Genomic DNA, 23,160 nt, shown 5'->3' with positions numbered 1-23,160 from the left:
GATATAAATAGATAGTATTAAAATTTCTCTAAATAGGAATCATAACTATCAATGACAAATGCTGATTCTGATAATTCTAGAGAGTGGGCTGCACAGGCTTATGCACTTTTAAAAAAACGACAAGAAGAGCAAAAACAGGAATTAGAGAAGCAAGAAGAGCAAAAACAGGAATTAGAGAAGCAAGAAGAGCAAAAACAGGAATTAGAGAAGCAAGAAGAGCAAAAACAGGAATTAGAGAAGCAAGAAGAGCAAAAACAGAGTTTAAATAATAGTGCTAGTTCAGAAAATATTCCTGAGTTTGCAAATACTCTCGCTGAACCTGAATTAGGAGAATTCGATGATAATTTTACTTGGTCAGCAATGGTTTTAGCTGCTCAAGGGAAAAAAATAAATCAAATATCTTTAGACGAAATTGACTGGTTGACTAAATTAAGAAGAGGACTCGAAGAAACACGGAAAGGTTTCGTTACTGAATTATTGGATAAATTAGGAGATGATCCTCTTACCCCAGAATCCCTTGATGATTTAGAGACCTTATTAATAAGAGCTGATGTAGGTATTGATTCTACTGATAAAGTTATAAGTGCCCTTAGAAGAAAGTTAAATGAAGAAGTTGTTGGTGGCGAAGCAGGAATTAAATTTTTAAAGAAGGAATTAAAATTTATTATCGATAAACCAATAACAAATTCGGGCACTGATATTTTAGTGCCTCAAAAAGGTAAGTTAAATGTCTGGTTATTAGTAGGAGTAAACGGAGTGGGAAAAACTACTACATTAGGAAAATTGGCATATTTATCATCAAGAAGTAATTATAAAACTTTGATAGCTGCTGCTGATACTTTTAGAGCTGCTGCAGTAGATCAATTAAAGATTTGGGGGGAGAGAAGTAATGTTGATGTTATTTCTAATCAATCAAAAAATGCTGACCCAGCAGCTGTTGTTTTTGATGCAATTAATTCTGCAAAAAAAAGAAATGTTGATTTATTGTTGGTAGATACGGCTGGTAGATTACAAACAAAAAATAATCTGATGGATGAATTAGCAAAAATAAAAAAAATTATTGATAAAAAGGTTCCAGATGCAATTATTGAATCTTTATTAGTTTTAGATGCAAGTCAAGGTCAAAATGGCTTAAAGCAAGCAAAAAGTTTTGCTAAATCAGCAAATTTAAGTGGAGCAATTATTACTAAATTAGATGGCACTTCTCGAGGAGGTGTTTCTTTAGCTGTATCTGAAGAAGTTAATTTGCCTATAAGATTTATTGGCGCAGGAGAGGGTATCAAAGATTTAAGACCTTTCAACAGTTATGAATTTGTGGAAGCTTTACTAGCAGATAAATAAATATTTAATTAAATTTTTATAAAAATTAAATTTTAATGTTAAAAAGTATTTATCCATTAACTTTGATGTGAATAATAATCAAAAAGAAAAATTATCTTCAAATAAATTTATTCAAGAATTTTTAGATAATGAATCTTCACTAGCTTTCAACAATAATTATAAATTTGTTGAGTTTGCATCTTCACTAGCATATTACTTAAAATCTTTTTCCAACATAAATAAATTATTGGATTATGTCTGTTTAATTTTTAAACATATTTTTGATCAAAAAATTATATTAATAATACCCTTAAATTATGAAGGAGAAATATGGCAAGAGAATATTAAAATATCCGCCAATAATAAATATTTAAAAAATCAAAAAGAAATTGATAGTTTTTTTAAGAAATTTAAATTTTCTAAAAATTTTAAAATTAAAGAAATCCTAATTTTTGAAAATGCTTTAAAAAATAATTTCCAAGAATACAAAATTGAGACGAAGAAAATATTATCCAGGGGAAAATGCAGAGGGTTTATTTACATTTTTAGCAAAGATAAAAATAGTCAGTCAATTATTGAAGATAAGAATTTTAATTTTATTGAAAACTGTTTAGCTTTGGGATTAGAAAATTTCTGTTTAATAAAAACAAAAAAAAAGCATGAAAATGTTGTTAGAGAAATTTCTACTGGTGCTGAAATTCAATCTCAATTGCTTCCGGATTATTGTCCAACTATTTATGGTGTGGATCTAGCTGCACATTGCAGACCGGCTCTCCAGTTAGGGGGTGATTATTATGATTTTATGTGCTTAAAAACGAATATCTCAGAAAAAAGAAAAGAAAAAGCAAGATGGGCCTTGGTAATTGGTGATGTTATGGGTAAAGGGATACCGGCTGGTCTTTTAATGACTATGCTTAGAGGAATGCTACGTGCAGAGGTTCTGACAGGTCTTCCTCCAGATAGAATTTTGCATGATTTGAATCAATTAGCAATAAATGATCTAGATCAATCTCATAGATTTGTGACATTATTTTATTCAGATTATGACCCTAGAACAAGAAAATTGAGATTTGCTAATGCAGCACATAATCCTCCTTTGCTTTGGAAAAGTTCAGATCAGAAAATTATAAAATTAGATGCAGAAGGGGTTGTTCTTGGATTACAAAAAGACGCTGAATATTATTGTGGAGAAATCAAGCTTAATGAAAATGATTTAGTTCTTTATTACACTGATGGAGTAATTGATACTTCTAATTCTCTAGGGGAACGATTTGATGAGGAAAGGTTAATTAAAATCTTTACTAAATTATGTAAGCAATCCTATACATCACAGGAAATCTTAAATAAAATTTTTAAAAAACTAGATGACTTTACTGGTCAAAATAGACATTTGGAGGATGATGCATCCATGGTTATTTTTAAACTGCAATAGATATTTTTTGTCACCTATTTAAAAAAATGCTTTATTAGAGATATCTAAAGTTTTTAATTGATATGTCAAAAGTTTGGAGTAAAAGGTTTGATAATTCACTTAACCCTTTTATTGAAAAGTTCAATGCTTCAATTGGTTTTGATAGAAAGTTGATTTTAGAAGATTTAGATTGCTCGATTGCCCATGCAAAAATGCTTGGCAAAACTGAAGTTTTATCTTCTTCTGAAGTTTTGCAAATTATTAATGGTTTAGAGACCATAAAAGTTGAGTATCTGGAGGGAAAATTTTTCCCTAGTCCTCCTTCTGAAGATATTCACTATTGTATAGAAGAAAAATTAATTAGTTTAATTGGCGAAACTGGAAAAAAATTACATACAGGTAGAAGCAGAAATGATCAAGTTGGTACCGATTTAAGATTGTGGCTTAGAAAAGAGATTGATAACCTTGAAAATTTAATTACTGATTTGCAAAAATCCTTTTTAAATCTTGCGAAATCTAATATTTATACCTTAATTCCAGGATATACACATATGCAAAGGGCCCAACCATTGTCTTTAGCTCATTATTTGCTGGCATATATAGAAATGCTTCAAAGAGACCGGGAAAGATTTAAAGAGGTAAGATCAAGAGTTAACACGTCCCCATTAGGCGCAGCAGCCTTAGCTGGCACAAAAATTAAAATAGATAGGAACTTTACAGCTGCAGAATTGGGTTTTGAGAGAATTTATAAAAATAGTGTTGATGCTGTGAGTGACAGAGATTTCTGTATAGAATTTGTTTCCGCATCTGCTCTGATAATGTCTCATTTAAGCAAAATTTCAGAAGAAATAATTTTATGGGTCACCGATGAATTCTCTTTTGCAAAATTAACAGATAAATGCGCTACCGGAAGCAGTTTAATGCCGCAGAAAAAAAATCCTGATGTACCAGAATTGATAAGGGGGAAAACAGGAAGAGTGTATGGTCATCTTCAAGCGTTGTTAACTATGGTCAAAGGAGTACCACTTGCATACAATAAGGATTTTCAAGAAGATAAAGAGCCAATATTTGATACTGCAGAGACAATATCTTCCTGCATTAAAGCAATGACTATTTTAATTAATGAGGGTATTGAATTTAATATTCAAAAATTGTCTGACTCGGTAGAAAATGATTTTTCTAATGCTACTGATTTAGCAGATTATTTGGTTGGTAAAGAGGTTCCGTTTAGGACTGCTTATCAAGTTGTTGGTGAAATTGTTAAATATTGCTTGGAGAGAAAAATGTTATTTAAAGATCTTAAAATTGATGAATTTAAAAAATTTCATCCTGGATTTGATAAAGATGTTTTTGCAGATCTTCAACCTCATAATGTTGTTAAATCAAGAACTAGTGAAGGAGGAACAGGTTTTACCCAAGTAGAAAAGGAGGTAAATAATTGGCAGAAAAAATTGTTACTTTGAATCTCAATATATTTTTCAACAACAAGGGTATGCTTTGAAGTAGAATATTAATGTAAATTTATGGGACTACCTATTGTAGTTTTTTTAATAAGGTAAATTTTTTGTTGAGTTTAAAGTGAGTATTTTTGTTGGCAATTTGCCGTTCCGTGCAGAGCGTGAAGATGTTCTACAACTTTTTGCCCCTTTTGGCGAGGTTTTAAATTGTTCTCTTCCCCTCGAAAGAGACACAGGAAGAAAAAGAGGATTTGCATTTGTTGAGATGGCAGATGAAGTGATAGAGACAACAGCTATTGATGGTTTACAAGGAACAGAGCTTATGGGCAGACCATTAAGAATTAATAAGGCTGAGCCAAGAGGTTCTGGTGGATCGCGCAGAGGTGGAAGAGGCGGCTATGGCGGCGGTAACAATCGTGGTGGTTATGGCGGCGGTAATAATGGTGGCGGCTATAGTGGCGGTAATAATGGCGGCGGTTATGGCGGCGGTTATGGCGGCGGTTACGGTAGCAATGGTGGCGGCTATAGTGGCGGTAATAATGGCGGCGGCTACGGTAGCAATGGTGGCGGCTATAGTGGCGGTAATAATGGCGGCGGCTACGGTGGCGGTTACGGTAGCAATGGTGGCGGCTACGGTGGCGATAATAGTGGCGGCGGCTATGGCGGCGGTTACGGTAGCAATGGCGGCGGCTACGGTGGCGGTGCTAATTCAGATCCTGATACTTATTATACTAATAAACCATCCGGCGCGGCAGGTTGGGAAGATAGAAGTTATGGTAATTCATCTGAAAACTCTGAATATGAAAGTGGCAGAAGCAGGAGAAAAAGAAGTGTTTCTACTGATGGTGATACTTCAAACGAGGAAAATTAGTAACCCATTTCTTCAAGTTTAGAAGTTAATTTAAGAAGATAATCAATATCTAATTCTTTTTTTATAGATTTAATTGATATTTGATTCCTCCAAATTTTTGCTTTTGGAATTCCTTCAACTAAATTTATAAGATGTTTACAAATATCCCAAGATTTACCTCCATTTTTTAGATGATTTTCTATGTATGGAATTAAAGAGAAGATAACATCTGAAGCAGATTTAGGTTTTTTATTGATTCCATAAACTTTTTGATCAATTTCTGACCATCTTAAGGGATGTTTATAGACTGATCTTCCAATCATTACACCATCAAAATCATTTAGGGCTTCTAACGATTCATTTATATTTGTGAAACCTCCATTGATTTCTATTAATAGATTTGGATTTAAAACTTTTAATTTTTTTACTAAATCATACTTAAGCGGAGGTATGGTTCTATTTTGTTTTGGATTTAGACCTTTTAATATGGCTTTCCTTGCATGAACTGTAAATCTGTCTGCACCTGCATTTGCTACGCACCTTACGAAATTATTTAGATTAATTAAACTATCGTTGTTGTCTACACCTATTCGGTGTTTAATCGTAACCGGTAAGTCGCAGTTATTTTTTAAGGATTCTATGCATTTTGCTACTTTCTCAGGATCTTTCATAAGTGAAGCGCCAAAATTTCCTGAACAGACCCTTGGACTTGGACAGCCTACATTAAAGTTTATTTCGTCATAACCCCAATCCTCTGCCATACGAGCAGCCTCTTTGAGAATTTCAGGATCGTCTCCACCAAATTGAATTGATATTGGGTGTTCGTCAATATTAAAATCTAGAAAAATTTCTTTATTATTTGTATATATTAAACTTTGAGCCACAATCATTTCTGTATACAAGAGAGCTTCAGAACTTATTTTTCTCATTATCATTCTGAAATGTTTATCAGTACAATCCATCATTGGAGCAATACTTAATTTATGAATATTTTTATTAGAATTGTGATTATTAATATTCATTATTTTTTATGTGATCTAACGATATGAGTCAATTTCTGTCAAGGAGAACTTTTATTCTAATTCCTACTATGTCAATCTTAAAAATAATCTTTAAGCCTATGAAAGTATTAGCTTCTTCACTTGCTTCTAAAGAAGAGTGGAATTTGTCAAAAGATGAATGGAAATCAAGGCTAAGTCAAGAATCTTATTATATTTTGAGAGAAGAAGGGACTGAAAGAGCTTTTAGCAGTCAACTAAATAATGAAAAAAGAAAAGGTATTTTTCATTGTGCGGGATGTGATTTAGCCCTTTTCCTCTCAGATAAAAAATATGATAGTGGAACAGGTTGGCCTAGTTTTTGGGATTCAATTCAAGGCGCAGTTGAAACAAAAGTAGATTTCAAGTTAATTGTACCTAGAACCGAATATCATTGTTCGAGATGTGGAGGTCATCAAGGTCATGTGTTTAATGATGGGCCTCGTCCTACGGGTAAAAGATACTGTAATAATGGCTTAGCTTTAAGATTCGTTCCTGAGTAAAAATTTGTGCGGCCTTCCGCAACTTGTTTTGTTCAACACTTTAATGGAAAATGGTCTTAATAAACTTTGAAAAAAAATGATTGACAATCAATCAGAAAATATTGAAAATAAAGAAAATGATTTTTCTGATAAGGATAATGTTCCTGAAGATACTTCATCTCAAGACGATCAAATAATTGAAAATGATGAACTTTCCTTTAAAAAAACAGAAGAAATAAATACTGAAGAATTAAATACTGAAGAATTAAAAAATACAATCTCTAATAATGATGCAAGGTTAGAACAATTAGAAAAAGAGCATGAAACACTAAAAAATCAATATGTAAGAATTTCAGCAGATTTTGATAATTTTAGAAAAAGGCAATCTAGAGATCAAGACGATTTAAAAATTCAACTTGTATCTAAGTCTTTAACTGCAATACTTCCTATTGTTGATAATTTTGAAAGAGCAAGACAACAACTTAAACCAGAAAGTGAAGAAGCTCAAGCTCTTCATAGAAGTTATCAAGGACTTTATAAACAATTAGTGGAAGTATTAAAACAACAAGGAGTTGCACCGATGAGAGTTGTTGGGCAGCAATTTGATCCAAATTTACATGAAGCTGTATTGAGGGAGCCTAGTGAAGAGTTTAAAGAGGATTTTATTGTAGAAGAATTGCAGCGTGGATATCATCTAGAAGGTAAGGTTTTGAGACATGCTCTTGTCAAAGTTTCTATGGGGCCTGGCAAACAAGATTCACAAGTGGAAGTAGAAGAGGATAAAGTTGAAGAAGATATTGATTCAGAGGAAAATACTTCTGAAGATGTATAAATTCCAAATTTTTAATTGAGCATTATCGGATGGCTGACTTTTACCAAATACTTGGAGTTTCAAGAGATGCTGATGCGGATACCTTGAAAAGGGCATATAGAAAGTTAGCAAGACAATATCATCCTGATGTTAATAAAGAGCCTGGTGCTGAAGATAAATTTAAAGAAATTGGCAAAGCTTATGAAGCTTTAGCCGATCCTGAAACTAGAGCTAGATATGATCAGTTTGGTGAGGCTGGTATTGGAGGCGCTGCTGGAATGCCAGACATGGGAGATATGGGTGGGTTTGCAGATTTATTTGAAACCTTTTTTAATGGTTTTGGCGGACAAAATCCGCAAGGGGCAAGAACTCAAAGAAGAGGTCCTCAACAAGGTGATGATTTACGATATGATCTTAATATTGACTTTAAAGATGCAATATTTGGTCAACAAAGAGAAATTAAAATTCCTCATCTTGAGACATGTGAAGTCTGCAGGGGCACAGGTGCTAAACCAGGGACCGGACCAAAAACTTGTACAACATGTGGCGGCAATGGACAAGTTAGAAGAGCAACAAGAACACCATTCGGTAATTTTACACAAGTAGCTGAATGCCCTTCATGTAATGGAGTTGGTCAAATAATCGTTGATCCATGTACGAGTTGTAGCGGGAATGGAGTGAATCAAGTCAGAAAAAAATTACGAATTAATATTCCTGCAGGAGTTGATACTGGTACTAAATTAAGAGTTTCAGGTGAGGGAAATGTTGGTTTGAGAGGTGGCCCACCTGGAGATCTTTATGTATTTATAAAGGTAAAGAATGATGCAAAATTAAAAAGAGATGGTGTGACGATTTATTCAGAAATTGCAGTAAGTTATTTGCAGGCTATTTTGGGTGATACTGTTGAAATCATTACAGTTGATGGGAACGTTAATTTAAAAATACCAAGTGGTACTCAACCAAATACAACACTTTCACTTGAAAATAAAGGGGTGCCTAGACTTGGTAATCCAGTTGCTAGAGGAAATCATGAAGTCTTAGTAAAGGTAAAATTGCCAACTCGTATAACCGAAGAAGAACGAAAGCTTTTAGAGGATTTAGCTTCCCAATATACAGATAAAAATATTAATTCGAGTAGTGGGCTATTTAGTAAATTATTTGGCAAAGACTCTTGATGAATTCATTCAAGTATTTGGATCTTAAATCGGTTCCATGCCCTTTAAATGTCGTCAAAATTAAATTAGCTTTAGAGAAATTATCTAAAAATGAACAACTCATAGTTGAACTTGATAAAGGTGAACCAGAAGAAATGGTATTAAATAATTTAAAAGAGATGAGATGTACGTTTTCAAAGATAAAAGAACAAGAAAATCTTTTAAAAATAAAAATTTTGAATGATAACTGATAGTAAATTTTCAGGTTTAGTAACGAAAAAATTTAATGAATTTTTTTTAGTTGACTTAAAATATAAAGAAAACTTTGGAAATATTGAAAGATTTTTATGTAAGGTTAGAAAGTCTATAAATTTTAAAGATCAATTTATTTATGTTGGGGACGAAGTAGTCATTGAAAATATTGATTTAAAAAGCAAACGCGCAGTAATAACAAGTTTAAAAAAAAGAAAAAATTTATTAGTTAGACCTTCAGTTGCAAATATCTCTAACATATATATTATTTTTTCTGTCGTAGAGCCAGAGTTAAATTTATCTCAAGTTAATAGGTTTTTGATATCAGCAGAATCAATGGGAGTTGAGGTGTCATTAGTTTTAACAAAATGTGATTTAATTTCAGATAAAAGAAGATCTTTTTTAATTGATAAATTTGAAAAATGGGGTTACCAAGCAATAACTTTAAATTTAGAGAAATCTAATAACTTTAATAAATTATTAGCCGAGTTAAAGGAAAAAGAGTGTTCAATTTTTATGGGTCCATCTGGTGTTGGCAAAACTACTTTGCTTAATATGATAATTCCAGGTCTTCAAAATAGTACTGCTTCAGTTTCCAATAAAATTAAGAGAGGTAAAAACACAACTCGAAATGTCGAATTATTTTCCATCGCAAATCAGAGCTACATTGTGGATACTCCCGGCTTTAATATGCAACCTCTAGAGGTTGATATTAGAGTCCTACCAAATCTATATTCAGAAATATATAAACAGGTAATCGATGAAGAAATTAAGTGTAAATTTCGTAACTGCTTACATTTAAACGATGAAGGCTGTAATTTAAATAAATCCTTCGAAAGATATTCTTTTTATAAAGAAATGATTGAGTCTTCTAAGAGTCACTATTGTCAAAACCAGGAAGATTAAGATTTAATCCGCCAGTCAAATCATTCATCCTTTCTTTCATAGTTGTAGTAGATAATTCATGAGCTTTTTGAATGGCTTGTAAAATATTTTGCTCGATTTTTTCTTTGTCTGCATTAAAAATATTTTCTTGCACTTCTACCTTTAAGGGAAGTTGGTTTCCACTTATCCAGACTTTTATCATTTCATCATCACTCTTCCCTTCAATCTCCATATTTTCAAGTTCATCTTGTAATTTTTGAGCATCTTGTTGAATTTGTTTAGCTTTTTTAAAAGCTTCTGTAAGTTGTCCAAAGTTAGGAAGTCCAAAACCCGCCATTTTGTTTAAAAGTTTCTTTAGTAAGGATAGTCAAAACCAATCATTCTTACTTCCGGTTGCAAAAAAATTCCTTTGTTTTGTAGTACTTTTTGTTGAATTACTGTTATTAATTCATAAATATCTCTTGAACTTGCTGAAGAAGTGTTAACTATAAAATTTGAATGCATTGTAGAAATTTCTGCACCGCCAATTTTATACCCTTTTAAACCCATTTCATCAATTAATTTTGCTGCATAATTATTTTCAGGATTTTTAAAAACACTACCAAAACTTGGTTGATGATATGGCTGTGTGTCTGTTTTTAATTTGAGGTTATTTTTGGTTTTTTTAAATAATTTTTCAAGATTTCCATTAGGCTCAAAATGCAGTCTTGCACTAATAATTGTAAAATCGTTTTTTTGAAAAGAGCTAAATCTATACTCAAAATTTATATCTTTTTTTTCAATTTCAAGTTTTTTATGTGTTTTATTATTTATAACTTTCACGGAAATAAGATTTTTTGCCAGCGATAGATTATCTGTGCCAGCATTCATATAAATTGCTCCTCCTAAAGTTCCTGGAATTCCAATAGCCCATTCACCTCCTTGTAATCCATTTTTAGCAAGAGAATTAGATAATGTTGGGAGCATTACACCTGCTTCCGCTTCAACAATTCCTGAATATGGATCTATCGTTAATGATTTCATTTTTTTTGTACACAAAACTAAACCTTTTATGAAAATATTATTTATTAAAAGATTTGAACCTGCACCAATTATTTGGCATTTTTGTCTGTTTACATTAGCCCACTTTATTAGATGTGAAAATTCGTCAATACTTCTTGGCTCAGCAAAATATTCAGCTACTCCTCCTACTTTGATAGTTGTATAACTACTTAAATTACAGTTCTTAGAAAAAATCCTTTTATCCATAAATTAGCTATTTACTTTAATTTTTTTCATTTAAAATTGACCATAAATTATGACAATCCCCAGCTCCCATATTCAAGATTAAATCCCCTTTTTGAGTAAAATCGCAAAAATTCTTTGTAAATTCATGATAATTCTTTATGTAATAAACATTTTTATTATTTTTACAAATAAGATCAGTGATAATTTTCGAAGTAATTTTATCTTTATTTTCTTCTCCTGCACTATAAATACTGGTTACATAAATAACATCTGCTTTTGATAATTCTTCAGCAAATTCTTTAGTAAATTTCTTTACTCGAGAGTATCTATGAGGTTGAAATATTACTATTAATCTACTTTTTTGAAATTCGTTATTATGTTTTTGCTTAATAAATAATCTTCCTAATTTAATCGTCTCTTTTATTTCGTTTGGGTGATGTGCATAATCATCATATAAAAGTCTCTCATTGATCTGGCCTCTGAATTCAAATCTTTTTTTTGGCAGTTTAAGATATTTTATATTTTTCTTAATTTCTATAAAATCTACACCTATCATTCTTGAAGCTGCAATCGCTGCGGTGATATTAGATAGATTGTGTAATCCTGGAATTGGAATATTTAAACTACTAATAAAACTTCCATTTTCATAATATTTTCCAATGATATACTTTGAATTAATTTGAGTCGGGATTATTGCATAAGCTACGTTCTTGGCTGTAGTGTTTGACCATTTAGTATTAGAATAAAAATTATTTCTTGTGATTACACAATCAAAATTAAGTAATAATTTTTTAGAATTTTTCGCAAAACATTTAAAAGAAGATATTACTTCACTTAAATTAGAAAAGTGATCGCAATGATCAAAATCAATGTTATTTATTATTCCAATATCAGATTTATATTGATTAATTGTCCCATCAGATTCATCAACTTCAGCAACTAAGTATTTTGTATTTTCTAAATGACAATTAGAGTTGTAGATAGGAATAATTCCTCCAGTTATTGAAGAAGAATTATGAGTACATAACTCAAGTATTGTAGAAAGAAATGTACTGGTCGATGTTTTCCCGTGACTGCCTGCTACAGCCAATGCGGTGTAATTACGCATTAGCATTGCAAGTATCTCTGAACGATGTCTTATTGATAAATTTTTTTCTCTGCAGTATGAAAATTCTTCATTTTCTGGCTTAATTGCCGAGCTTACAACAAAATTAATCAATTTGTTGGTAAATTTTGAAATCACAAATTCAATATTTTGTTGAACTTGAGAAGTAAAGATTACTGCACCTAATTGCTCTAATTGATTAGTTTCATCATTTCTAACTAAATCAGATCCTGAAACTGAACAACCTTTTTTGAGTAAACCAATTGCTAATGCTGACATTCCAATACCTCCTATCCCAATAAAATGGAAATGACTTTTCAGCAGTGATTCTTTATCCAATGTTTATCTTTTACTTAAATCAAAATAACTTCTGGGCAAAATTTTGCTATTTTTTCTTAAAAAAAAATGTTTTTCTTCCTTGAATTAATACAAAACTAGACTTATTTGCTTAATAAATCAAAAAAACCTTACGTTATTGCACAAAATTCAGTATGATCAGCAACTTAGGTTAATCATTTAGAAATTATTAGTTATGACTTTGCGTGTTGCAATTAACGGCTTTGGCAGAATTGGTCGAAACTTTATGCGTTGTTGGCTTAGTAGAGGGGCTTACACCAATATTGAAGTAGTTGGAATTAACGTCACCTCAGATCCCAAAACTAATGCTCATTTATTAAAGTACGACTCAGTCCTTGGTCAACTTGATGGAGTTGATATTCAATATACTGACGATACTTTTGTAATTAATAACAAGACAATTAAGTGTTTCTCTGATAGAAACCCATTGAATCTTCCCTGGAAAGACTGGGGTGTGGATTTAGTTATTGAATCTACTGGAGTTTTTAATACAGACGTAGGTGCAAGTAAGCACTTAGATGTAGGAGCAAAAAAAGTAATTTTAACTGCTCCTGGTAAAGGCGATGGCGTCGGCACTTATGTGGTTGGAGTTAATGCTGATACATATAAACACAAAGATTATGATATTTTGAGTAATGCTAGTTGTACAACAAACTGTTTAGCTCCAGTGGTTAAAGTTTTAGATCAAACTTTTGGGATTAACAAAGGTTTGATGACTACAATTCATAGTTATACAGGGGATCAAAGAATTTTAGATAATAGCCATAGAGATTTAAGAAGGGCTAGAGCAGCCGCTACAAATATCGTTCCTACTTCTACAGGTGCAGCAAAAGCTGTAGCACTAGTTTACCCAGAAATGAAAGGCAAATTAACAGGAATTGCAATGAGAGTTCCAACTCCTAACGTTTCAGCAGTAGATTTCGTCTTTGAATCTTCTAAATCTGTCACAACCGAAGATGTCAATAATGCTCTAAAGGAAGCATCTTTAAACTCAATGAAAGGAATTATAAAGTATGGAGATGAACCATTGGTGTCAAGCGATTATGCAGGTACCAATGAATCATCAATAGTAGATAGCGACCTTACTATGTGTATTGGAGATAACCTTGTAAAGGTCCTTGCATGGTATGACAATGAGTGGGGCTATAGTCAGAGAGTTGTAGATTTAGCAGAGATTGTTGCTAAAAATTGGGAATAACTAAAAGTGTTTGAAAGGTGTGTTATTAAATAATTTGTTTTTTTTATTATCTTTAAATTCTATTGATGGTTCACCATCAGCAAAAAAGCCAATTTCGTTAATATCTTTATCAAGTTTAGATAAATTCTCTGCCCATTTTTTTGGTAAGGAGAATACTAATTCGTAATCTTCACCTCCAAAAAAATAATATTCGTCCCATTGATCTCCTTCAGGCCAATACTTATCTTTAGGTATTTTTTCATAATTAATGATCGCTTTACAGTTGCTAGCTATTGCTAAATCTTGTAAGGCTTGAAATAGACCATCACTGCTATCAGTGCATCCTATTTTCTTTATTTTTTTATTTGAACGAGTTTTGAGAAGACTATTTAGAAAATTTGGGTAGACTTTAGGGCGACAAAAATGTTCAATGGACTTACTGATTAATTTTTTGTTAAGGGAAAATTTATTTTCGAAATTAATTTTATTTTGCACCATAAATCCTAGTTTGCTAAGACCATGAATTCCTGTAGTTAAGATTATGTCTCCTGATTTACATGCGTTTCTTCGTAATTCAAGTTCACCTTGAACCCCAATGGCAGTGATTGAAATGATTTTTTCATTCCCTTTTGAGCAATCTCCGCCAAGAATTATCCCGCCATATTCATTTAATGCTTTATTTATTCCTTTGTATAATTCTTCAACCCAAATCCACTCAGTTCTAGTAGGTAAAACTAAACTTATCGTAATACCTATAGTCTGCTTGCTTCCACTTGATAATAAGTCAGAAATGTTGCTAACCACTGCTTTCCATCCAAGGTCTTGAGGACAAATAGTTATGTCATTGAAATGTACATCCTCTACTAAAGAATCAGTGTTAACAAGTAAATTTTCATTTTTAGTCTTGATTAAAGCGCAATCATCCTCAACTTGATTTTTAGGCATAAATTTTCCTAGCCTACTTATTAATTCTTTTTCCCCTATGTCTTCTAATATTTCTTTATGCATTTAATTTGAGGTTTTCAATCCCTTCTAAAACATCAATTGAAATGATTGTGTCATCTTTTGAAAGCTCTTCTAATACATCAAATCCATCTATAACGTAACCAAACGCAGCATTCCTTCCGTCAATTAAATTTCGACCTGCTGGATTTAATTCTGCTTCATATAAAAAGAAGAAAAATTGCGATGAACCATCATCAACTGCAGTATTTGAATGGGACCATCCAAGAGTTCCAAGTGTTGCAAAAGGTAATGTTGGTGTCTCTGTGTAAAGACCTAAATCTTCAAAAGTTTGATTATAAAAAGTATTTTTTTCATCAGGAATCCTAATTTCTAGGGGTACGTGACGTTCTTCGTTTGTTTCAGGATCTATGTAACCAATAGCTTCACCAATTGGATCACCTGTTTGTAGTACAAAAAATTCTTCTGCTCTGTTAATAGGTAAATCTTTGTAAAAGTTTTTTGAAGATAAATCTACAAATGCTCCTGCTGTGAGTGGGGCGTTAAATCCATCCACAATAGCTTGCATATCTCCTTTAGAGGTTTTTATATTGACTTTTGCTCTGCCTAGTAATCTTGGTAAATTATCAAATTCCTCGGGAATAGAGTAAGGAAATTTATTTGGTAGAAAATATTCTTCTAATCCACCTATTTTATTTAAAGCATCTCTGCGGGTTGCTATAAATGAGTATTTATCCTTTGATTTAGAGAAATCTTGGAGGCTATTAAAATTCTCTTTGAGCTCTAAAAATGTTTTTTCAGCAATTTTCTTTTTATCTTTTGGTAATTCTTGAATAATTTTGCCTTGGTACTTTTTTAGTAAAGATTGACATTTTGTAACAGTTTTTGTAAGAGCAGGCCATCTTCCTCCTCTTACAAGGTCACTAGTTTCTTCCAATTTGTGTTGAATTTCTTGCAACTCAACTTGCTTGATAGGGAGTGCGTTTCTGAGAATTGCACTAGGGTCTTTTACTGCATTTCCAGTAGGTAAATCAGCTAGTACTTGAATCGGTTTAAAGAGAAAAATCTGTAAAATTACAATTGAAAGAATTAAGAAAAGTTTGTTCTGATTTGATAAGAATTTTTGCATAGCACTCTTGCAGGTTTATGATCCTTGGGGATGTAATACAGGAATGATTTCCAGTAACGATTTTCGCACAGGTACTACCATCGAATTGGATGGACAAGTTTGGCGTGTTGTAGAATTTCTACATGTCAAGCCTGGTAAGGGTTCTGCTTTCGTGCGAACAAAATTAAAATCAGTTCAAAGCGGCAACGTGGTTGAAAAAACATTTCGAGCCGGAGAATCAGTACAGCAGGCTGTCCTTGAAAAGTCTAACCTGCAGCATACTTATGTGGAGTCTGGTGATTATGTTTTTATGGATATGATAAGTTTTGAAGAGACAAGACTCACCTCTCAACAAATTGGTAGAGGCGCAAAGTATTTGAAAGAGGGAATGGAGGTTAATGTAATTTTCCACAATGGTAAAGTTTTAGAAGTAGAACTTCCAATATCGATTAGTTTGAAAGTTACAGAGACTGATCCTGGAGTTAAAGGTGATACTGCTAGTGGGGGCACTAAACCAGCTATTCTAGAAACAGGTGCTCAAGTTATGGTTCCTTTATTTATTTCTGTGGGAGAAATGATTAAAGTCGATACTCGTAATGACAGTTATCTTGGACGTGAAAATTAATGGCTATGAAATTAGATCATGAAGACTTAAATCGCTTAATAGAGAAAATCTCTACAAGTGATATACAAGAGTTCTCGCTAGAGGGAGAAGATTTTAAACTTGAAATAAAAAGAAATTTATTTGATCACAATCAAGTTGTTAATAATTTAGTTTCTAATACTTCATTTGATAAGCAAAAAATTCCTAATCAAAAAACTATAAATGATAATGTCTCAGTTGTTAATGAGCCTGAAGCCCCTCAGGTAGCGCCTCCTGGACGTTCTGACCTAATTGAAATTACTTCTCCTATGGTAGGGACATTTTATAGAGCTGCAGCCCCTGGTGAGGACCCCTTCGTTGAAGTAGGAAATAACGTTAAAGTCGGTCAAACTATTTGTATTTTGGAAGCAATGAAGTTAATGAATGAAATAGAATCTGAGTTTAATGCTGAAATAGTAGAGATTCTCGTTGAAAATGGGACACCAGTTGAATTTGGTCAAGTTTTAATGCGTGTTAAGCAGTCTTGAATTGTTAGTCATTTCTACAGCAGCCTTTATAGCCTCAATCATGCTCTGAGATTGAGCAATTCCTTTGCCTGCAATATCAAATCCCGTTCCATGATCCGGAGATGTTCTTATAAAAGGTAAACCGATTGTGGTATTTACTGAGTAATTAAAAGCTATCACCTTCATTGGTATTAAACCTTGATCATGGTACATAGCAAGAATGCCGTCGTGCTTTTCAGCATTTTTGTCACTCCAGGCTTTTACGGAAGAATTCCAGCAACTATCTGGTGATAAAGGACCTAATACTTTAATTCCTCTATTCTTTTTATTCCATGCAATTAATGCATCATTGAGCCAATCTTTTTCTTCATTACCTAAAATACCTTCCTCGCCGGCATGAGGGTTTAATCCTGCTACTTTTAAGATAGGTTTATCAGAATAGATATTACAAAAATCTTTGAAAAGATCTAATTTAGAGTGGATTAATTCTGCAGTTAATTGTTTGGGAACCTCACAAAGAGCAATGTGGGTTGTAGCTAGTAAAGTATTAAATCTCCAACCTGTAATTGGTGATTTTGCTGTGAATAACATTCCAACATTTTTTACGCCGCATGATTTCGCTAATACTTCAGTTTGCCCAGAGAAGTGATGACCTGCAAGTGACCATGATTTTTTGCAAATTGGTCCAGTTACAAGTGCCGAATTACGGTATTGCTTTACAATTTCAATTGCTTTTTTTAGGTAATAGAAACTTGAATTTCCACAACTTAATTTAAGGTTATTATCTAATGAAGAAATTTCTAGATCATGTATTTGTAAGTTTTTAGGATTTGCTAGGTTTTCTAATCCTAAGGATTTAAGATGTTCATATGTATTTTGTAGACTTTTTTTTGATCCTACTAATATAAAGTCAATATTTTCTGGTATCTCAGTAGAGCAAAGTGCTTTTAAGATTATTTCAGGTCCAATACCTGACTCATCTCCGACACTTAATACTACTTTCAATGTTTTATTTGCATTCTGAAAATTCATAAAAAATTTTTAATTTTCTTTAATTATTTAGATAGCAATTTTTTAAGCCTTTTTTATAGTTCTTATAAATTAATTTATATCCGAGTGTTTCGCATAAAAGTTTATTCGAAACTCTTCTATTTTCCATCCAAAAAGATTGAGCTATGGGTGATAATTCTTCTTTTGCATCATCAAATAATATTGGCTTTGGCATTGCTAAGCCAAGTAAGTCGTAGCAATATTGAATAACTTCTAGCTGAGAACAGGGTTCATCATCTGCAATATTAATAATTTGGTAAAACTTTAAGGAATTTTTATTTTGTAATAGATATATAATTGCATTTGTAATATCAGCTACATGAATTCTTGAAAATACTTGATTTTTTTTTGATATAACACGAATTTTTTTATTCTCTATTGCTTCAAAAGTGGATCGTCCAGGTCCATAAATACCCGGTAACCTAAAAATTTGTACCGGTAAACCAGATTCGATCCATTCTTTTTCACAGTTTAACCTCTTATGACTTCTTTTTTGAAAAGGGTTTGGTTCGTCAATTTCAGAAACCCAATTACCCTTGGTGTTCCCATAAACTCCTGTTGTAGATAAATAGCCAACCCATTCAAGGGATAAACTTTTTAGCTGATTTTTAAGACATTTTAATACTGGGTCATTTCCATTTTTGTCGGGGGGTATGCAACTAAGAATATGCGTGACTCCATCAAAAATTTTTTTATTAGGAACTATGCCGTTTTCACTATTGAATACGAAACTATGAGGATCTTTTTTATCAGATCTAGAACTTGTCAAAGCGGTATAACCTAATTCTCTTATCTTTTTTGCAAAGAAATTACCACTGAAACCACATCCCAAGATTAAAAATTTACTTTTACTATTAAGTGAACTTGTGTGATTCTTCATGTGTCGCTATAGTAGTACATATGTATTAATAAATGATGAAGACAGTTCTTAAGCCTGGTTTAAAATCAAAAACTTTTTGCATTAGCAAAAGTTATAGTTGTCTAACAGAAAAAGAATCCAGTTTAATTAATTTTAAATTCTATCAAAAATTATTTGTACTTTTCTTTTCATTTTCGATAATTTTAATATTCCCAGAATCGCCAAGAGAATTGGGAAATATATGTGAGATTCACAATTCCAGGAAAATATGTAATGTTTGGTAGTTAAGCTGCTTTATATTCTGATTCATCTTCTTCATAATTTTTCTTAGTTACCTTAAAATTAGGATTAGCCCATTGCAATAACCTTAAAGCTAATCTTAAATCTCCCTCTAACCAAGCTCTTATTGCCATTGCTCTTCTTGGATCATAAAATTTTTGCTTTCTATACCAATACAAAGCATTTTCATCTGATTTATCTCCATTACAAGAAAGACAAGCAGGTACGCAATTTTCTGTTGTACTTAAGCCGCCTTGGCTTCGGGGTAATACATGATCAATAGATTCAGATGGTTTCCCGCAATATATGCAACTTTTTCCGGTAAATCTATGTATTGACTTTCGCCATTGTCTAAATCTGAACTTAGGACATAAATCCTCTAAAAAAACCGCATCACTAATATGCATTCAGACTATTTAATTAAATAAATAATGGCTTGAATATATCAAAAGTCAATATTGATTTTTTATTTTTTAGTCATAATTAGTCCTAAAAATATAATTTAGTATTGGTGGATACCAAAAGAATTTACTAAAATCTTTTTTAAAAATTTTACTTTTTTAAAACTTAATCAATAACTATATCTTTCAAAGGTATCTTCACTAAATTCATCATTTGTTTCCTCCAATTCTTTTTCCAATCTTTTTCTTTTGTTTTCTCTATCTTTAGCTTCTTTTTCTTTTCTTTCTTCTTCTCTTTCTAAATCTCTTAATAGTTTTCTATTTGGGTGAAGATTATCTAAATATTCAATGCAATAACTAAATTTTTCTTTTTCTCTTATAACTGTTTCAGTTATTTGAGCTGCTGCATTTTTTGGCGAAACTTTGAACCACCCCCCTTTTTGTTTTTTTATATACGAATATGCTGCATCCCAGCTGCTTTCATGGTCATTTCCGCCATCTCTCATGGTACAAAAAATTTCAGCTCCAAATGAACTTGCTTTTACTTTGTATGTAGTAAGAGTAAAAGGAGCAAATATTCCCAAAGCTAAACATATTAGTTTTTTCTTCTTTGATCGTTGCATTAAACTTACATACCCTATTTAAAAATATCTTTTTTTGAGAATATGTCTATAGAAATTTAAGATTTAATTATGCCAAATAAATTCAAGCACTTAACTACTAAAGGAAGAATCAGAAGCACGGTAATCAATCTTACTGCGTGAAGTGTTGCAACTGCAGCTCCCACTCCATATTCTGAACCTACAAGACTCATGCCGCTTATGCCTCCTGGTGCAGCTCCTAGAATTGTTGTAATCACATCTATATTTAGTAATCTACTCGTCCATAATCCAATTGCTAAGCCTGTAATAACTAAAGTAAAAGTTATCAAAATAGCAGGTCTCCATAGACTTTGAAGATCAACTAATGAGTCCTTAGTTAATGATGTACCAATGACTGTTCCTATTCCTATTTCTAATATTGTTCTTGTGCCACTTGGCCAATTTGCTACATCGACTTTGCCAGTGATGCTTAGGATACTGGTACCTATTAAAGCCCCTGCAAGAGGAGCTGCAGGAATACCCGTTTTTAGGGCTAGAGCGCCGAAAATTCCGCCCGCAATTAGATAATAGATTAGATTTATGTTTGGCATGAATTTAGAAGATGTTTGGACATAATATTAGAAAAAATTTTTTTCGCTTGGGTTTACATTCAAATTATATTTTTGTTTTTCTCTCATAATGTCTACTTTTATTGGCATAATGTTAATAAAAGATGAATTCTTATGTCTTCACAAATTTCATACAAAGCTAATAAAAATCGTATAAAGAAAAAATTATCTTTTTTTGAGGGTGGACACCAACTCGAAAAATTAGAGTTTGCTTTAGCAATAGCTCAAACAAGAGGAGATGAAAAAAAATCAATCATTCTTAGAAAGAAAATTGTAGAATTAGGTGGAAATATTGAAGAGCCAGGAACTTAATTGAATTTTATTTAAGATTTTTTGATGCCACTAACAAAGCTTCTCCAGCCTCTTTAGTTGTTATTTTCCCTAAATCAAGAAGTGTTTTACTAATAGCAGAAATCACTGTAATGATATCTCTATCGTTAACATATCCTAAATGTCCGACTCTAAATATCTTTCCTTTTAAGTGATCTTGACCACCTGCAAGCAGGATATCAAAATTATTTTTTATTGTTTTTCTAAATTCTTCAGCATCCATTGTCTCAGTATTAATTGCAGTAATTGAAGGACTTAAAAATTTTTCATCAGCAAATAATTTTAGATTTAAAGCTTTTACAGCTTGGCTCATGGCTAACTTATGTTTATTATGTCTGAGGAAAATATTTTCTAGTCCTTCTTCTCGCATCATTTTTAAAGCTTCATCCAAAGCAAAAACTAAATTCACTGCTGGAGTATATGGATTACTATTACTTAAAAGACTTTTTTTGTATGATTTTAAATTTAAATAAAATTTAGGTAAATTAGATTTTTCTGCGGCTTTCCATGCTTTTTGGCTAATTGCTATAAAACTAAGGCCTGGCGGGATCATATATCCTTTTTGTGATCCTGAAGCAACAATATCTAATTGCCATTCATCTACTGGAACATTGCAAGCTCCAAGACTTGTTACGCAGTCAATAATAGATAATGCTATGTTGTGCTTACGAATATATGAGCTTATAGTTTTTAGATCATTAATTACACCTGTTGAGGTTTCAGAGTGAGTTAAAATAACTGCTTTAATTTCTTTTTTTTTATCTTCTTCTAATATTTTTTTGAATTCTTCTGGATTGAGTGGAGTACCCCATTCGGAATGAATTTCTATTACTTCTAATCCAAATTCCTTAGCAACTTTTACCCATCTTTCACCAAATTTTCCATTTTCTCCACAAATGACTTTATCACCTCTACTTAAAGTACTGACTATTCCAGCTTCCATTGCAGCAGTACCACTTCCAGTAATTGTTAGAACATCATTTTGAGTTTGATGAAGCCATTGTAAATTCTTAGTAGTACTCTCAACGAGTTCTTGAAATTCTTTAGTGCGATGACCTATTGGATGTCTACCTAATGCTTGTAAAACTTTTTCTGGAACTGGTGTAGGTCCAGGAATCATCAATGATAATTTTTGTTGTATGGCCACTTTTTAGTAAATAGGTCATTCTTAGATTAGTTCTCATTGTATATTTTTCAATTACTTGATTTGAAAAAAGGATTTTCTTTACCTTTGTGGGTTGCTGGAGCTGCTAGGTCAGCATTAAAAAAACTAGTAGGGTTACCATTTGAGAATTATGAACTAATAAAAATTCATAACGAAAAAAAAGAAATTAAAATCGAGATTCATTCTGTTGGTTTATTTAAAGATGACTCGCATGCATTAGGGATTACCTTTGCAAAGTCTGGGTTAGATCTTGATATTACGCAAAACTTAGAAATATGGACAATAGCCTCTTTAGAAAAAATTTCTTTTGATAATCCTGTTTCAAAAAATCCAATAAATATTATTGCTGGATATGGTGTAGGTATAAAAGAAGATACATCAGAGATATGCATTTCTAATTTTGCAAAAGAAGTTATATATGAAAATTTATTGGATATTATTCCTGAGGGCTTTAATTTGAAATTAGAAATTATTTTCCCAAATGGGGTGTTTTTAGCTGAGAGAACTAGTAATAAGTCATTTGGTATTGTTGATGGATTATCTATTATTGGTACTTCTGCTGATACTTATTCGAGTGCTTCGCCTGATCAATTAGAAGAGGCTAGAAATAAACTAGCAAAGTTAATTCAAAATGATTTTAAAGGAGAAGTTGTTTTTGTTATTGGCGAAAATGGGTTAAATTTGGCTAAAACTCATAATATAAATTTGCCAATTATCAAAGTTGGAAATTGGATAGGACCATTATTAGTTGATGCTGCAATAAAAAAAGTTAAAACTGTAATTCTTTTTGGATATCATGGGAAACTAATTAAATTAGCAGGAGGTATTTTTCATACACATAATCATTTGGCTGACGGAAGAATTGAGATTCTTGTTTATTTAGCTGTTCAAGAAAGAGTTCCATCTGAAATAATAGTTAAATTATCTAAGTTAGATAATCTTGAAAATGCATTGCTACTTCTTGAAGGATTTAATAAATTTACAGCTGATAAACTATTCAAGAATTTATCAAATACGATCGAAAAACGTTCTTTTAATTATGTAAATAGGTATGTAAAAACTGATATGGAAATCGCATCAATCATTTTTGATAGAAAAAGGAAAATAAGATGGGCTGGAAGTTATGGTAATAAGTATATTTCTTATTTTCAATGAGATTA

26 protein-coding genes are annotated in these 23,160 nt (G+C 32.0%); 14 read left to right on the top strand and 12 right to left on the bottom strand.

The window, feature by feature from the left end:
- The first annotated feature begins 51 nt into the window (after positions 1-51).
- The 4 genes from ftsY to EU95_RS00085 all read left to right on the top strand — a co-directional run bounded on the left by ftsY (position 52) and on the right by EU95_RS00085 (position 5,059).
- On the top strand, positions 52-1,341 hold the full coding sequence (ftsY, locus tag EU95_RS00070) for a signal recognition particle-docking protein FtsY (RefSeq protein WP_032523068.1): 1,290 nt from the start codon (positions 52-54) through the stop codon (positions 1,339-1,341).
- Positions 1,342-1,408: 67 nt separating this feature from the next.
- Positions 1,409-2,752, top strand: a complete 1,344-nt coding sequence (locus tag EU95_RS00075) for a PP2C family protein-serine/threonine phosphatase (RefSeq protein ID WP_032523067.1) — start codon at positions 1,409-1,411, stop codon at positions 2,750-2,752.
- Positions 2,753-2,814: 62 nt separating this feature from the next.
- On the top strand, positions 2,815-4,194 hold the full coding sequence (gene argH, locus EU95_RS00080) for an argininosuccinate lyase (protein ID WP_032523066.1): 1,380 nt from the start codon (positions 2,815-2,817) through the stop codon (positions 4,192-4,194).
- A gap of 115 nt (positions 4,195-4,309) precedes the next feature.
- On the top strand, positions 4,310-5,059 hold the full coding sequence (locus tag EU95_RS00085) for an RNA recognition motif domain-containing protein (RefSeq protein ID WP_032523065.1): 750 nt from the start codon (positions 4,310-4,312) through the stop codon (positions 5,057-5,059).
- On the opposite strand, the gene dusA is transcribed toward EU95_RS00085, so the two are convergent.
- Positions 5,056-6,060 carry a tRNA dihydrouridine(20/20a) synthase DusA gene (gene dusA, locus EU95_RS00090; RefSeq protein ID WP_032523064.1) on the bottom strand — a complete coding sequence of 335 codons (1,005 nt, stop codon included), beginning with the start codon at positions 6,058-6,060 and terminating at the stop codon, positions 5,056-5,058. The two genes, EU95_RS00085 and dusA, sit on opposite strands and share 4 nt — an antisense overlap.
- 23 nt (positions 6,061-6,083) lie before the next feature.
- Here dusA and msrB point away from each other — a divergent pair, with 23 nt between their 5' ends.
- The 5 genes from msrB to rsgA all read left to right on the top strand — a co-directional run bounded on the left by msrB (position 6,084) and on the right by rsgA (position 9,680).
- Positions 6,084-6,578 (top strand): peptide-methionine (R)-S-oxide reductase MsrB, encoded by a 495-nt coding sequence (gene msrB, locus EU95_RS00095; RefSeq protein ID WP_032523063.1) that lies wholly within the window; start codon positions 6,084-6,086, stop codon positions 6,576-6,578.
- Positions 6,579-6,654: 76 nt separating this feature from the next.
- Positions 6,655-7,389: a nucleotide exchange factor GrpE gene (gene grpE, locus EU95_RS00100; RefSeq protein ID WP_032523062.1), complete on the top strand. Its 735-nt coding sequence runs from the start codon at positions 6,655-6,657 to the stop codon at positions 7,387-7,389.
- Between the two features lie 29 nt (positions 7,390-7,418).
- On the top strand, positions 7,419-8,543 hold the full coding sequence (gene dnaJ, locus EU95_RS00105; RefSeq protein ID WP_032523061.1) for a molecular chaperone DnaJ: 1,125 nt from the start codon (positions 7,419-7,421) through the stop codon (positions 8,541-8,543).
- Positions 8,543-8,773 (top strand): sulfurtransferase TusA family protein, encoded by a 231-nt coding sequence (locus EU95_RS00110; RefSeq protein ID WP_032523060.1) that lies wholly within the window; start codon positions 8,543-8,545, stop codon positions 8,771-8,773. The genes dnaJ and EU95_RS00110 overlap by 1 nt, the downstream gene beginning before the upstream one ends.
- Positions 8,763-9,680: a ribosome small subunit-dependent GTPase A gene (gene rsgA / locus EU95_RS00115; RefSeq protein ID WP_032523058.1), complete on the top strand. Its 918-nt coding sequence runs from the start codon at positions 8,763-8,765 to the stop codon at positions 9,678-9,680. Before EU95_RS00110 ends, rsgA begins: the two co-directional genes overlap by 11 nt.
- On the opposite strand, the gene EU95_RS00120 is transcribed toward rsgA, so the two are convergent.
- From EU95_RS00120 to murC, 3 genes are read right to left on the bottom strand one after another with little or no spacing between them, the layout of a single operon-like run.
- Entirely contained in the window at positions 9,646-9,996 is a 351-nt protein-coding gene (locus EU95_RS00120) for a YbaB/EbfC family nucleoid-associated protein (protein ID WP_032523057.1), read from the bottom strand. The genes rsgA and EU95_RS00120 overlap by 35 nt on opposite strands.
- A gap of 17 nt (positions 9,997-10,013) precedes the next feature.
- The gene (gene murB / locus EU95_RS00125) at positions 10,014-10,907 is read right to left on the bottom strand and encodes a UDP-N-acetylmuramate dehydrogenase (RefSeq protein WP_032523056.1); all 894 of its coding nucleotides are present in this window, start codon (positions 10,905-10,907) and stop codon (positions 10,014-10,016) included.
- 16 nt (positions 10,908-10,923) lie between these two features.
- Entirely contained in the window at positions 10,924-12,330 is a 1,407-nt protein-coding gene (gene murC, locus EU95_RS00130) for a UDP-N-acetylmuramate--L-alanine ligase (protein ID WP_032523055.1), read from the bottom strand.
- A 193-nt stretch (positions 12,331-12,523) separates the two neighbouring features.
- Here murC and gap point away from each other — a divergent pair, with 193 nt between their 5' ends.
- Complete coding sequence (gene gap, locus EU95_RS00135; RefSeq protein WP_032523054.1) at positions 12,524-13,546, top strand: type I glyceraldehyde-3-phosphate dehydrogenase; 1,023 nt, start codon at positions 12,524-12,526, stop codon at positions 13,544-13,546.
- Here gap and thiL read toward each other — a convergent pair whose 3' ends face one another.
- Positions 13,547-14,533, bottom strand: a complete 987-nt coding sequence (thiL, locus tag EU95_RS00140; protein ID WP_032523053.1) for a thiamine-phosphate kinase — start codon at positions 14,531-14,533, stop codon at positions 13,547-13,549.
- On the bottom strand, positions 14,526-15,617 hold the full coding sequence (locus EU95_RS00145; protein ID WP_032523051.1) for a peptidylprolyl isomerase: 1,092 nt from the start codon (positions 15,615-15,617) through the stop codon (positions 14,526-14,528). Before EU95_RS00145 ends, thiL begins: the two co-directional genes overlap by 8 nt.
- A gap of 43 nt (positions 15,618-15,660) precedes the next feature.
- On the opposite strand from EU95_RS00145, the gene efp reads away from it, so the two are divergent.
- Both efp and accB read left to right on the top strand, forming a co-directional pair.
- Positions 15,661-16,221: an elongation factor P gene (gene efp / locus EU95_RS00150; RefSeq protein ID WP_032523086.1), complete on the top strand. Its 561-nt coding sequence runs from the start codon at positions 15,661-15,663 to the stop codon at positions 16,219-16,221.
- Complete coding sequence (gene accB, locus EU95_RS00155; protein WP_032523050.1) at positions 16,221-16,727, top strand: acetyl-CoA carboxylase biotin carboxyl carrier protein; 507 nt, start codon at positions 16,221-16,223, stop codon at positions 16,725-16,727. Before efp ends, accB begins: the two co-directional genes overlap by 1 nt.
- Here accB and pdxA read toward each other — a convergent pair.
- From pdxA to EU95_RS00185, 5 genes are all read right to left on the bottom strand, one after another.
- Positions 16,704-17,738 (bottom strand): 4-hydroxythreonine-4-phosphate dehydrogenase PdxA, encoded by a 1,035-nt coding sequence (gene pdxA, locus EU95_RS00160; protein ID WP_032523049.1) that lies wholly within the window; start codon positions 17,736-17,738, stop codon positions 16,704-16,706. The genes accB and pdxA overlap by 24 nt on opposite strands.
- Before the next feature lie 19 nt (positions 17,739-17,757).
- Complete coding sequence (locus tag EU95_RS00165; protein ID WP_032523048.1) at positions 17,758-18,636, bottom strand: NAD-dependent epimerase/dehydratase family protein; 879 nt, start codon at positions 18,634-18,636, stop codon at positions 17,758-17,760.
- 263 nt (positions 18,637-18,899) lie between these two features.
- Positions 18,900-19,301: an HNH endonuclease gene (locus EU95_RS00175; RefSeq protein WP_032523046.1), complete on the bottom strand. Its 402-nt coding sequence runs from the start codon at positions 19,299-19,301 to the stop codon at positions 18,900-18,902.
- Positions 19,302-19,465: 164 nt separating this feature from the next.
- Positions 19,466-19,918: a DUF6554 family protein gene (locus tag EU95_RS00180; protein ID WP_032523045.1), complete on the bottom strand. Its 453-nt coding sequence runs from the start codon at positions 19,916-19,918 to the stop codon at positions 19,466-19,468.
- Between the two features lie 56 nt (positions 19,919-19,974).
- Positions 19,975-20,487 carry an AbrB family transcriptional regulator gene (locus tag EU95_RS00185; RefSeq protein ID WP_032523044.1) on the bottom strand — a complete coding sequence of 171 codons (513 nt, stop codon included), beginning with the start codon at positions 20,485-20,487 and terminating at the stop codon, positions 19,975-19,977.
- 132 nt (positions 20,488-20,619) lie between these two features.
- Between EU95_RS00185 and EU95_RS00190 the strand changes: the two genes are divergently transcribed.
- Entirely contained in the window at positions 20,620-20,817 is a 198-nt protein-coding gene (locus EU95_RS00190; RefSeq protein ID WP_032523043.1) for a hypothetical protein, read from the top strand.
- 7 nt (positions 20,818-20,824) lie between these two features.
- On the opposite strand, the gene EU95_RS00195 is transcribed toward EU95_RS00190, so the two are convergent.
- Positions 20,825-21,955 (bottom strand): pyridoxal-phosphate-dependent aminotransferase family protein, encoded by a 1,131-nt coding sequence (locus EU95_RS00195; protein ID WP_032523042.1) that lies wholly within the window; start codon positions 21,953-21,955, stop codon positions 20,825-20,827.
- Positions 21,956-22,042: 87 nt separating this feature from the next.
- Here EU95_RS00195 and cbiD point away from each other — a divergent pair, with 87 nt between their 5' ends.
- Positions 22,043-23,155, top strand: a complete 1,113-nt coding sequence (cbiD, locus tag EU95_RS00200; protein ID WP_032523085.1) for a cobalt-precorrin-5B (C(1))-methyltransferase CbiD — start codon at positions 22,043-22,045, stop codon at positions 23,153-23,155.
- Positions 23,156-23,160 lie beyond the last annotated feature (5 nt).

The organism is Prochlorococcus marinus str. MIT 9201, from assembly GCF_000759955.1.
In the GTDB taxonomy this organism is placed as follows: domain Bacteria; phylum Cyanobacteriota; class Cyanobacteriia; order PCC-6307; family Cyanobiaceae; genus Prochlorococcus_A; species Prochlorococcus_A marinus_G.
Note: the sequence above shows the minus strand (reverse complement) of the source record. Positions and strands in the feature narration are given on the sequence as shown.

Bases quoted from the DNA above. Each gene is read 5' to 3' on its own strand.
- ftsY (WP_032523068.1), top strand. From the start codon at position 52: ATGACAAATGCTGATTCTGATAATTCTAGAGAGTGGGCTGCACAGGCT.
- argH (WP_032523066.1), top strand. From the start codon at position 2,815: ATGTCAAAAGTTTGGAGTAAAAGGTTTGATAATTCACTTAACCCTTTT.
- dusA (WP_032523064.1), bottom strand. From the start codon at position 6,060: ATGAATATTAATAATCACAATTCTAATAAAAATATTCATAAATTAAGT.
- msrB (WP_032523063.1), top strand. From the start codon at position 6,084: ATGAGTCAATTTCTGTCAAGGAGAACTTTTATTCTAATTCCTACTATG.
- grpE (WP_032523062.1), top strand. From the start codon at position 6,655: ATGATTGACAATCAATCAGAAAATATTGAAAATAAAGAAAATGATTTT.
- dnaJ (WP_032523061.1), top strand. From the start codon at position 7,419: ATGGCTGACTTTTACCAAATACTTGGAGTTTCAAGAGATGCTGATGCG.
- EU95_RS00110 (WP_032523060.1), top strand. From the start codon at position 8,543: ATGAATTCATTCAAGTATTTGGATCTTAAATCGGTTCCATGCCCTTTA.
- rsgA (WP_032523058.1), top strand. From the start codon at position 8,763: ATGATAACTGATAGTAAATTTTCAGGTTTAGTAACGAAAAAATTTAAT.
- EU95_RS00120 (WP_032523057.1), bottom strand. From the start codon at position 9,996: ATGGCGGGTTTTGGACTTCCTAACTTTGGACAACTTACAGAAGCTTTT.
- murB (WP_032523056.1), bottom strand. From the start codon at position 10,907: ATGGATAAAAGGATTTTTTCTAAGAACTGTAATTTAAGTAGTTATACA.
- gap (WP_032523054.1), top strand. From the start codon at position 12,524: ATGACTTTGCGTGTTGCAATTAACGGCTTTGGCAGAATTGGTCGAAAC.
- thiL (WP_032523053.1), bottom strand. From the start codon at position 14,533: ATGCATAAAGAAATATTAGAAGACATAGGGGAAAAAGAATTAATAAGT.
- EU95_RS00145 (WP_032523051.1), bottom strand. From the start codon at position 15,617: ATGCAAAAATTCTTATCAAATCAGAACAAACTTTTCTTAATTCTTTCA.
- efp (WP_032523086.1), top strand. From the start codon at position 15,661: ATGATTTCCAGTAACGATTTTCGCACAGGTACTACCATCGAATTGGAT.
- accB (WP_032523050.1), top strand. From the start codon at position 16,221: ATGGCTATGAAATTAGATCATGAAGACTTAAATCGCTTAATAGAGAAA.
- pdxA (WP_032523049.1), bottom strand. From the start codon at position 17,738: ATGAATTTTCAGAATGCAAATAAAACATTGAAAGTAGTATTAAGTGTC.
- EU95_RS00165 (WP_032523048.1), bottom strand. From the start codon at position 18,636: ATGAAGAATCACACAAGTTCACTTAATAGTAAAAGTAAATTTTTAATC.
- EU95_RS00175 (WP_032523046.1), bottom strand. From the start codon at position 19,301: ATGCATATTAGTGATGCGGTTTTTTTAGAGGATTTATGTCCTAAGTTC.
- EU95_RS00180 (WP_032523045.1), bottom strand. From the start codon at position 19,918: ATGCAACGATCAAAGAAGAAAAAACTAATATGTTTAGCTTTGGGAATA.
- EU95_RS00185 (WP_032523044.1), bottom strand. From the start codon at position 20,487: ATGCCAAACATAAATCTAATCTATTATCTAATTGCGGGCGGAATTTTC.
- EU95_RS00190 (WP_032523043.1), top strand. From the start codon at position 20,620: ATGTCTTCACAAATTTCATACAAAGCTAATAAAAATCGTATAAAGAAA.
- EU95_RS00195 (WP_032523042.1), bottom strand. From the start codon at position 21,955: ATGATTCCTGGACCTACACCAGTTCCAGAAAAAGTTTTACAAGCATTA.